At 72.1% G+C, this 9166-nt stretch carries 10 protein-coding genes; 3 read left to right on the top strand and 7 right to left on the bottom strand.

The window, feature by feature from the left end; genetic code table 11:
• From CKO43_RS23850 to CKO43_RS23825, 6 genes are all read right to left on the bottom strand, one after another.
• Positions 1-960 (bottom strand): hypothetical protein (locus CKO43_RS23850; protein ID WP_200380206.1); only part of this gene is annotated, 960 nt, incomplete at its 3' end.
• A 93-nt stretch (positions 961-1053) separates the two neighbouring features.
• The gene (locus CKO43_RS23845; protein WP_200380205.1) at positions 1054-1824 is read right to left on the bottom strand and encodes an ankyrin repeat domain-containing protein; all 771 of its coding nucleotides are present in this window, start codon (positions 1822-1824) and stop codon (positions 1054-1056) included.
• Positions 1808-3454, bottom strand: a complete 1647-nt coding sequence (locus CKO43_RS23840; protein ID WP_200380204.1) for a hypothetical protein — start codon at positions 3452-3454, stop codon at positions 1808-1810. The genes CKO43_RS23845 and CKO43_RS23840 overlap by 17 nt, the downstream gene beginning before the upstream one ends.
• Positions 3455-3533: 79 nt before the next feature.
• Positions 3534-3977 (bottom strand): DUF6683 family protein, encoded by a 444-nt coding sequence (locus tag CKO43_RS23835; RefSeq protein ID WP_242481326.1) that lies wholly within the window; start codon positions 3975-3977, stop codon positions 3534-3536.
• Between the two features lie 107 nt (positions 3978-4084).
• Positions 4085-4768 carry a DUF6683 family protein gene (locus CKO43_RS23830; RefSeq protein WP_242481325.1) on the bottom strand — a complete coding sequence of 228 codons (684 nt, stop codon included), beginning with the start codon at positions 4766-4768 and terminating at the stop codon, positions 4085-4087.
• Between the two features lie 75 nt (positions 4769-4843).
• On the bottom strand, positions 4844-5515 hold the full coding sequence (locus tag CKO43_RS23825; RefSeq protein ID WP_200229258.1) for a hypothetical protein: 672 nt from the start codon (positions 5513-5515) through the stop codon (positions 4844-4846).
• 412 nt (positions 5516-5927) lie between these two features.
• Between CKO43_RS23825 and CKO43_RS23820 the strand changes: the two genes are divergently transcribed.
• The 3 genes from CKO43_RS23820 (at position 5928) to CKO43_RS23810 (ending at position 8224) form a co-directional block, all read left to right on the top strand.
• The gene (locus CKO43_RS23820) at positions 5928-6899 is read left to right on the top strand and encodes a TolB-like translocation protein (protein WP_200229335.1); all 972 of its coding nucleotides are present in this window, start codon (positions 5928-5930) and stop codon (positions 6897-6899) included.
• A gap of 1 nt (position 6900) precedes the next feature.
• Complete coding sequence (locus CKO43_RS23815; RefSeq protein WP_242481323.1) at positions 6901-7371, top strand: DUF6683 family protein; 471 nt, start codon at positions 6901-6903, stop codon at positions 7369-7371.
• 70 nt (positions 7372-7441) lie between these two features.
• The gene (locus tag CKO43_RS23810; RefSeq protein ID WP_200380203.1) at positions 7442-8224 is read left to right on the top strand and encodes a DUF6683 family protein; all 783 of its coding nucleotides are present in this window, start codon (positions 7442-7444) and stop codon (positions 8222-8224) included.
• Positions 8225-8243: 19 nt separating this feature from the next.
• On the opposite strand, the gene CKO43_RS23805 is transcribed toward CKO43_RS23810, so the two are convergent.
• Positions 8244-9044, bottom strand: a complete 801-nt coding sequence (locus tag CKO43_RS23805; protein ID WP_200380202.1) for a response regulator transcription factor — start codon at positions 9042-9044, stop codon at positions 8244-8246.
• Positions 9045-9166 lie beyond the last annotated feature (122 nt).

Genomic DNA, 9166 nt, shown 5'->3' with positions numbered 1-9166 from the left:
GCCGCCCCAGCCGCCGAGCGCGCCGCCGGCCAGGCCCGAGGCCGAGCGCCCGGTGTTCGTGCCGACCTGGTTGCCGTCGGCGCGGAAGGCCTGGCCGACCTGGATCGCGTCGATCACCAGCCCGACCGGGCGGGCGACACGGCCGACGCCTTCGAGCAACTGTCCGGAACGCCGCAGCGCCTGGTTGGCGCGCAGCGCGTCGGCGTCGAGTGCGACCTGGGCGCGGATGTCGCCGTCGACCGCGACACGCCCGACCTTGCTCTCGATCTCCAGCCGCTGGGCCTGGCGCGGATCGGCCGCCGGAATGTCGACCGCGACGTCGACGCGGCGTGCGCCGCCGTTGGCCGGTACCTCCGTCTGCGTGGTGTAGCCGGCGGCGCGCCAGCGGTCGGCGATCGCGTCGCGTGCCAGCGCGCCATTGGTGTTGTTGGCCACCGCCGCCGGCACGCCCGCGCTGGGCCCCAGCGAGCCCGGCGGCACCGGGTTGACCTGCGGCGAGATCTGGATGCCGTTGCGGTCGAGCAGTTCGCGCAGCCCGCTCGTGAAACCGTCGCGCCCGGTCCAGGCGCTGGTCGTCGATTCCCACTGCTTGACGAGGATCGGGTTGTCGACCAGCACCTGCCGCCCGGCCTGCAGCATCCCCTGGCCGGCGCCCCACAGGCCACCGGGGGCCTGCAAGCCGCCGTCGGCGGCGGCGACGACATCGGCGTTGAAGCGTGCGAGTTCGCCGACCCGGCCTTGCGCCGTCAGCTCGTCCTCGATCGCCGCATAGGCCTGCGCGGCGCGGCCCGGATCCTGGCGCGCGGCGTCGGCGACCCAGGCGCCGAGGCGCGCGGTGTCCAGGCTGCCGCTGCGCGGATCGCGTGCCGCGCCGATCAGCTCGCGGGCCGGGCTGGAGGTCTCGACACGCGAAGCGGCGCCGGCGGCGTCGCTGCGCGAGACGGAATCGGTGGCGTTCATCGGGCGGCCCTCCTGCGGCTGAGGCCCGATTCGATGCCGCGGGCCGCCGCGTCGCCAGCCGGGAGCGCTCCCAGGCTGGGGCCGATCCCAGGGTCAGGGCCGCAGCTGCCGCGCCGCCACCGCGGCGTGCGCGCGGCCCTGCGGCGTGTCGGGCGCCGGCGGGCTCAGTTTGAGCGCGTGTGCCAGGCGCGGCGCGTCGATGCGCGCACCGGCACGCAGCAGGGCGTCGGCGACGATCCAGTTGCCCATGCCGGTGGCGAGCAGCAGCGGCAGGCTGCCGTCCTCGGTCGGCAGGTCGGCGCGTGCGCCGGCCTGCAGCAGCGCCAGCGCCAGATCGGTGTTGCCTTCGCGGATCGCAACCGACAGAAAGGTCTCGCCCTGCACCGGCAGCCGCGCATCGGGCGACACGCCGGCCTTCAGCAGCACCGGCAGCAGCTGCGGGTCGCGCGCCCGCGCGACGGCGTTGAGCAGCGACATGCCATTGGCCAGCGAGCGTGTCGGGTCGGCGCCCAGCGCCAGCAGGTGGGCGACGACGTCGGCGCGCACCGGGCGCACATAGGCGACGTAGGCCAGCAGCGGCGTCACGTCCTGCTCGCCGGGGGTGTCGACGGCGTAGCCCGCGCGCACCTGGGCCGTCATCGCGGCCAGGTCGCCGCTCTCGGCCAGGCGCAGGAAAAGACGGCTGGCCTCGTCGGCGAAACGGGCCTGGGCGCGGTCGCGCTGGTCGGTGGCGCCGAAGACGGCGGAAACGTCGATGAACACGGGTTCTTCCTTCGGTGCGGCGGCCGGCGAGCAGGCGGCGAAACCCAGGGCCGCGAAGCCCGTGGCCAGCGCCACGCCGACGCCGCTAGGGCGCCGGTGCACGATGCCGCAGGACTTCCGCCAAACCATGTTGTTGCGTGCCGAACCGGCCTCCCTCGGCGATCGTGCCCGGGTTCCAGCTGTCCAGGCGCGCGCCGAGGTACACACGCGCCAGCGGGTTGCCCAGGTCCACGGAGCTGCCGACCGACGCCGGGAACTGGCGCAGCCGGTCCAGCCCCAGCACGTCGGCATAACGTGTCGGCACCGGCCCTCCGTTCAGGAAGCTCATGATGTCACCGGTCGTGCGGTAGTTGGTGACCTGGCCGTCGGCGAAGTGCAGCGAGTAGCCTTCGCGCGTCTCGTCGGCGACGCCGGCGGCGTTGAAGGTCGTGGCCGGCACGCCGGCCCGGCCGGCGGCCGTGGCCGCCAGGCCGCCGCCCAGCGAGTGGCCGGTGGTCTCCAGGTGGCCGGCGGGCACGACGCGCGCCACCTCCATCGCCGCGATCGCTGCCGCCGAGTGCTGCAGCGAGCCCAGCCCCAGGCCCTGAGCCAGGTTGTCGTCGGCGTCGCCCGCGCGCGCCAGTGCCCAGTCGTCGGTGCCGCGGAAGGCCAGCACCCAGCCGCCGTCGTCCAGGCGGAACAGCGCCGCCTCGAAGCCGATCGCCGGCTTGTGCAGCAGCGCCGGGTCCAGCCCCAGCGCCTGCAGCTGCGCGTCGCCCAGGCGGGTGGCGCCCGCCGGCGCGCTGCTGCGGTCGTAGACGGCCTGCGACAGCTCGGCCATGCGCGTGGCGTGCGCGTCCATCGGCGTGGCGCGGAACACGAGGTCGGCGGCCTGAACGTCGCCCGGGGCCACGGCGCGCACTGCGGCGTCGAACACGCGGTCGCCCAGCGCGCGCACGGCCGTGCCGTCGGCGCCGACGGCGAAGCCTTGTTCCATGCGCGCGGCGGTCTGCATCAGCGCGCGGAACGTGGTGTGGTCCGACGAGGCCGTGTGCCAGCTGTTGACCAGGCCCCAGTCCTGCTCGGTGTCGGTGGCTGCGAGCATCACGGCGTCGAGTGCACCGGGCTCGCGCGCCAGGGTCTCGAAGGCGGCCCGCGCCGAGGCCGGGTCGTCGCCGAACGAGGCCACCACCGAAGCGATCGCACGCGCCTCGGCGTCGCCTAGGCGGCGCTGACCGTCGAACTCGAGCAGGCCGCCGACCGCATGCTGCGGCTTGTCGGTCGTCTGGCCGGCCAGCGCCTGGACGTAGGCCAGCTTGGCTTGCGGCGAGGCGTGGCGGGCCACCGCCGCGCCCAGCTCGGTCACCGGCTGGAAGCCGCCGCTGGCGGCCTCGGTGCCGGCCAGGGCCTGCGACAGCGCGGCCAGCGAGTCGCCGTCCAGGCTTCGCGCCATGGCCTGGAAGAAGTCGGCGCGCTGGTCCGCCGTCAGCCCAGGGCCGATCCAGGAGCGGTCCATCACCTCGTGCGCCAGCGTGACGAGGCCACCCGAAGCCGTCATCCGGTCGACGACGGCGTCGGCGTCGTGCGCTGGCAGTGCGCCGATCAGCCCGGCGGCCTGGCGCACCTCGTCGCGGCTCACCCAGCCCAGGCCCGAGGCGTCGAGCAGGCGGTCAAGCTGGCGCAGCGTCGCGTCCACCACCGGCGAGGGCGGCGGCGACGGCCCGCGTGCGGGTTGTCGGCCGATGTCGTTCATGCGCGGTCCTCCGATCGCGGCGCAGCTTAGGAAGCCGGCGCGGCGCTGCCCACCTGGGATCGTGACTAGGGGGCGGCCGTCAGCGCAGCACCAGCCCCTCGTCGCTCAGCGTGAGCCGATCGACGTCGCCCTTCAGGAACTGCTGCAGGTAGCCCCGCGCTGCGTCGCGGCTGCTTTTCGCGAGCGCGGCGTCGGGTTTGGCCTTCAGCCCCATCTGCGTCGTCGCCATGAACATGCCGGTGATGGCCAGCTGTTCATAGGCCTCGCGCCGCTCGTGCGCGGGCACTGAGGCGAAGCCCGGCTGCGAGGCGATCACCCGGCGCATCTGCCAGGCGGGCCGGCATCCGGCTCGCGCCGTCGGCCGTGGTGAGCAGGCTGGCGACGGCCTCGCGGCTCGGCGTGGATGGGCTCCGGCCGGCTGGCGACCGGCGTTGCGCTGACGCGCGTTCTCGACGATGCGGTACTGGATCGACTGGTAGTGCCAGGACGAGTCCAGCACGCCGAGGTTGCCGATGTTGTACATCGGGCCCTAGGCCGTCGCGAAAGCCGGCCAGGCCAGCGCGAGGCAGGCAGCGGCGTTCGCGCACCAGCGGCGGCAGGGGAACCGAGGCCTGGGCGCTCCTGGAGCGTTCAGCGCTGGGACAGGCCGTCGGCCGTGATCTGCAGGCGGTCGAGGTCGCCCGGGATCACGGTCGAGAGGTAGCGGCGTGCGGCGCCCATGCTGCGTTCGCGCAAGCCTTCGTCGGGCTGCTGCGCCAGCGCCATTTGGGTGGCGGCCATGAACATGCCGACGATGGCCAGTTGCTCGTAGGTGCGGCGCATTTCGTGCGCATCGATGCGGCGGTAGGCCGGGTCGCGGCCGATGTGCTCGCGCATCTGCCGCACGAGCGCGGCGAAATGTTCATCGGGGAAATCCTGCTGCCGCATCGCCATCATGTTGCCGGCGATGAAGGCGGCGAGTGCGCCGCCGATGTCTCCGCGCCGGATGGAAAAGCGGTCCTCGATCTCGCCGTACTTCTGCAAGAGCGTCGCGAACAGCTGCGCCACACGTTCCCGCTCGGCCGCTGGGTAGGCCTGTGCGAGCTCACGTGCGGCGGTACTGCGCGGTCGTTCGACGGTCGGCAGCGGCTTGGACGCGGTCGATCCCGACTTCCCCGCGCGCTCGGCGATCTTGGTCTGGATGCGGCTGAGCTTGTACGAGAAGTCCAGCGCCGCGAGGTTGCCGACGTCGTAGACGCCCCAGTAGGCGTGCGCCACGCGCGGCAGCGATGACAGCAGCAGCACCGAGACCAGAACGACCATCCGGATCGACATCGCAACTCCTTGCCGTACGACAGACGCAAAGAAAGCGGCGCCTCGCGAGGCGCCGCTTTGCTGGAGCGCCCGATGCTACGACTTGCGGGCGGCCTGCGCGAGCGAGTTGCCGATGCTGTCCACGACGCTCTTCATCGTGTTGGTCAGCATTTCGAACTCCTTGCCCGTGGCGTTCAGGCTGGCCTGGGCCGCCTGCATGTCGGCCGCGTTTTCCTTCTGGCCCTGCGTGTCGTCGCTGTCGATCTCGACGCGCGAGAGGTCCTTGATCTCCTTGGACAGGTCGATCATCTTGGCCGACTTCTGCGACATCGCCTCGGCCATCGACAAGGCGATGACTTCGAGCCAGCTGCTGGCGGTCTTCTTCTTCGAGCCGGTGCTGTCGCTGCCTTCCTTGATGTTGTCGACCACCTTGTCGACGAACTGCTGGGTGAAGTCCGTGCCCCAGGCTTGCGCCGTGGCGCCCGCCTTGTCGGCCACGAACTGATCGACCTGCGGATCCGTCGCCTTCTGGTTCGACGCCACCGCCTGGTTGACGAAGTTCTTGGCCAGATCGGCGACGAACTTGGGCAGCCCGAACTGCTGCTGCAGGATGTCGATGCCGGCATTCAGCGCCTGGCCGAGGGTCTGGGTGAAGAGATTGCTCAGGGACATCGCGATCTGCAGCGGCGGGAAAGCCAGGCTGACGACATTCATCACCAGGCCGAGGATGTTGCCGCCGCCGAAGACGCTGTTCAGTGCTCCGCTCATGGGATTTGCTCCGGTCGAAGTTGAGAATTTCGGACCCGGACATCGACACCGCCCGGCCCTGCTTCATCGCCGCGGCAGGGGCCCGATGGCCGCTGCTGCACGATGGCTCGCATTCCATCGCCGCGCTGCGGGGCCGCAAAGCTGGGATCGCTCCTAGGCGTCGGCCACCAGGCCGGGGCAGGCGGCCGTTTCGTTAACGCCCTGTTGCCGATGCGACGCTCCTCTTTCAAGCCACTACCGTTTCGGGATTGCCCGTGTCACGCACACCAAGCAGAGTCAGCCGCGTTTTTGTGCCGATTCAAACTCCATTTGACAGAACTTGCGAGGACATTCGATGAGCGAAAGCCGGGCATGGCGAAAGGTACTTCAAGGCCGCGGGCGCCTGCGATATCTGGCGGGAGGTGTCGTGGTGATGGCGCTCCTGCACCTGGTCAGCTGCGGTGGCGGAGGAGGCGGCGGCGGGGACGATCCGGACAACGGCTCCGGCGGTGAGGTCACCGCGTCGGGCTTGCTGTGGCACGACTACTTCGGCCTCGACGCGGTGAACGGCTTGCAAGTCTCCGACTTGTCGGGGGCGAAGACGGTGCGCCTGTCCGAAGTGGAGACCGCCGTGCCGACCCCCGACGGCCAGCACTTCATCACCTACGAGTACGACCTGAACGACGACTTCTCGACGGTGTCGATCTACACCCGCGCCGGGCAGCGCGTCGATGCGGCCACCTTCGACGGCTACGTCCGGCGCGTGCGGCCGTCGCCCGTGCAACTGGGCCGCATGATCCTCACCTGGTCGCCCAGCGCCGGTGGCGTCGATTCGGATCAGGTCGTGCTCATCGCGATCGACTTCAACGGCCGCGTCACGCTGGCCACCTATCCGGGTGTCCAGGCGGCGGCCGACTGGCTGCCCGACGGACGTGTTCTCCACCTCGGTGCCGACGGCCGCTTGCGCATCGGCACGCCGGCGCTGCCGGACACCGCGGTCGCGCAGCTCAGCGTCAGCGGCCGCACGCCGGCGGGCCTCTGGGTCGACCCCGCGGGCCAGCGCGTCATCACGCGCTGGAACGTGCTCTGGGAGGATGGCGGCGTCAGGTCGACCGACCTCTGGATCTCCGCGGCCGACGGCAGCGGCCTCGAGCAGCTCACCGACACCGGACTGACCTCGTACGCGGTGTGGTCCCCCGATGGCGCCTTCTTCGCCTTCGACATGGACCCGGCGAACGGCTGCACCTCGACCGGTTGCTCGGGCACCCCGATCGGCGGCTGCGATCTCTACGTCGCCCCATCAACGTCCCGCCGCGTCGGCGCGGGGGCGGCGTCGTTCACCGTCACCGACGGGGACGGGCGCCGCGAGGCGCTGGGCTGCGACCTGCGGGGCTGGACCCGGTGACGTGCACCCGTTCGTGCCCGGGCCGGGCACGGCCTTCGTGGAACTTGGCCTTGTCGGTAGTTTCGATGCTGTGCTGCGCGCCCGCCGCGGCGCAGATCCACATCCCGCCTACACCGGCACGCCACTGATGATCACCGGCGGCGTGCTGAACCAGCAGCTCCTGCAGGCCTCGGTGCCCGGCGCGCGGCCCGCCGCGGACAGCGGCTTCCCGCCGCTCGTCGAGCAGTCGCGCCGGATACTCGCTGCCTTGCCGCAGTTGCGCGTGGCCACCGCCCCGGCCCGCCAGGACACCTACGAGCAGCTGTCGATCCTGGGCATGTTCATGGCCACGACCCGAATGGCGCTGGACCGCCAGCCCGACCGTGTCGCGGTGGCGAATCTCGAACAGGCGGCCAAGCGCTATCTCGAGCAGTTCCTGGCGGTCGATGCCGAGCGTGTGCAACTCGGCCCCGAGGGGCTGAGACTGAACTGAAACCTGGACCGGTGGCGATTCCGGCCTTGGCCGGCCAGCCGTCCCGGATCCGCCAAACAGGAGCGTGCTGATGTCCCAGGAGCGTGCCCGCGCGCGGGCCTCGAAGGCGGCGGGCGATGCGCCACGCTGCGGCTCGGCGGCCTGGCTGGGCGGTATGGTTCTCGTGTGGGGGGCGGCGCTCGCCGCTCCACCCGCCGCGGCGCAGTCCTACAGCCCGGGCTACGCCTATGTCGGCGCGCCGATGTCCAACTTCCTGTCCTCCAGCTACCTGACGCAGACGCTGGTCAACGACCTGCACACGCCGCAGCGCCTGCAGGCGGCGACGAAAGCCGCGCGCGAGCCCGACTCGGCCTCGGCGCTGCTGGTGCCCACCCGCGGCCCGGCGACGATGCCGGCCAAGCTGGCGGCCCACTACCCGGCGGCGCGGCAGGCGCAGGCCAAGGCGCTGTTCGAGGACCTGCTGGTGCGCTACCGCGGCATCGAGAAGCAGTTCGGCATCCCGCGCGGCGACCTGGGCGGCGCGCTCGCCTCGTTCCTCGTCGCCAGCTGGATGGGGCTGCACAACCGCTCGTTCCCCGACGAGCGTTTCCCGCCGGTGGTGGCACAGATGCGCTCGCTGCTGGCGTCACAGCCCGAACTCGCCGACGCGCCGATGCTCGACCGGCGCGAGATGTACGAGCAGATGGCCATCCTCGGCATGCTGATGGCCGGCACGCAGATGGCGCTGCAGCAGCAGCCCGACGCCGCCACCGAGCAGCGCCTGCGCGAGGCCGCGCGCGGCTATCTGCGCCAGTTCTTCAAGGCCGATGCCGAGCGCGTCGGCTTCGGGCCGGGCGGCCTGCGCCTGGAGTAATACGCGCCGCCCCGGCGCGTCAGGCCACCAGCGTGTCGGCGACGTCGACGCTGCGCGACACCGCCATGCGCAGCAGGTGCATCGCGTTGCGCGCCTGCATGCGCTCCATCAGGCACTTGCGGTGGAACTCCACCGTCTTGCCGCTGAGGCCGATCTCCCAGGCGATCTGCTTGCTCAGCTTGCCGGCGACGATGCCCTGCAGCACCTGGCGCTGGCGCGGCGACAGCGACTCCAGGCGGCGCTGGTACTCGCGCCGGCTGCTGTCGCCCGGGTCGGGCTCGGCCATCTGCATCAGGCCCGGCGCGGCTACGTCCGGCGGCTGCAGCGTGAACACCGACGCCACCTGGCAGCGCGCCCAGGCCGACTCGGCGAGCGCGAAGGCACGCTCCAGCGCCTGCTCCAGCGCGTCGTCGGCGAACGGCTTCTCCAGCATCGTCACCGCGCCTTTCTGCATCGCCGCCACCGCCAGCGGCACGTCGCCGTGCCCGGTCATGTAGACCACCGGCAGCGGTGGCGCCGACGGGGGCGCGGCCGGGGTTTCGGCGGCGAGGTCCGGGCGCAGCGTCAGGCCGCGGTCGGCGAGGCGGTCGTGCAGGTCCAGGCCGCTCAGGCCCGGCATGCGCACGTCCAGCAGCAGGCAGGCGCGGTGCAGTTCATCGGGGCGCTCGGCGGCCAGGCGGTCGAGCGCGTCCAGCGCGGCCTGGGCGTCGCCGAAGTCGTGCACGCGGTAGCCGGCGCCGCTCAGCCACCACTGGGCGCTGCTGCGGAACTCGGCGTTGTCGTCGACGAGGTAGACGGTGCGGGCAGGGCGTGGGGTCATGGTCGGGCTCCGGGCAGTGTGTCGGGGTGGCGCGCGGTGGCCGGCGCGTCCTCGCGCTCGGCGCGCGCGGCGGCGGCGCGGCGGCAGTCGGCCTGCGTGCGCCGGCAGGCTTCGTCGGCGGC

Source organism: Rubrivivax gelatinosus (assembly GCF_016583785.1).
GTDB lineage: Bacteria > Pseudomonadota > Gammaproteobacteria > Burkholderiales > Burkholderiaceae_C > Rubrivivax > Rubrivivax gelatinosus_B.
This window is presented reverse-complemented; position numbering and strand designations above follow the sequence as displayed.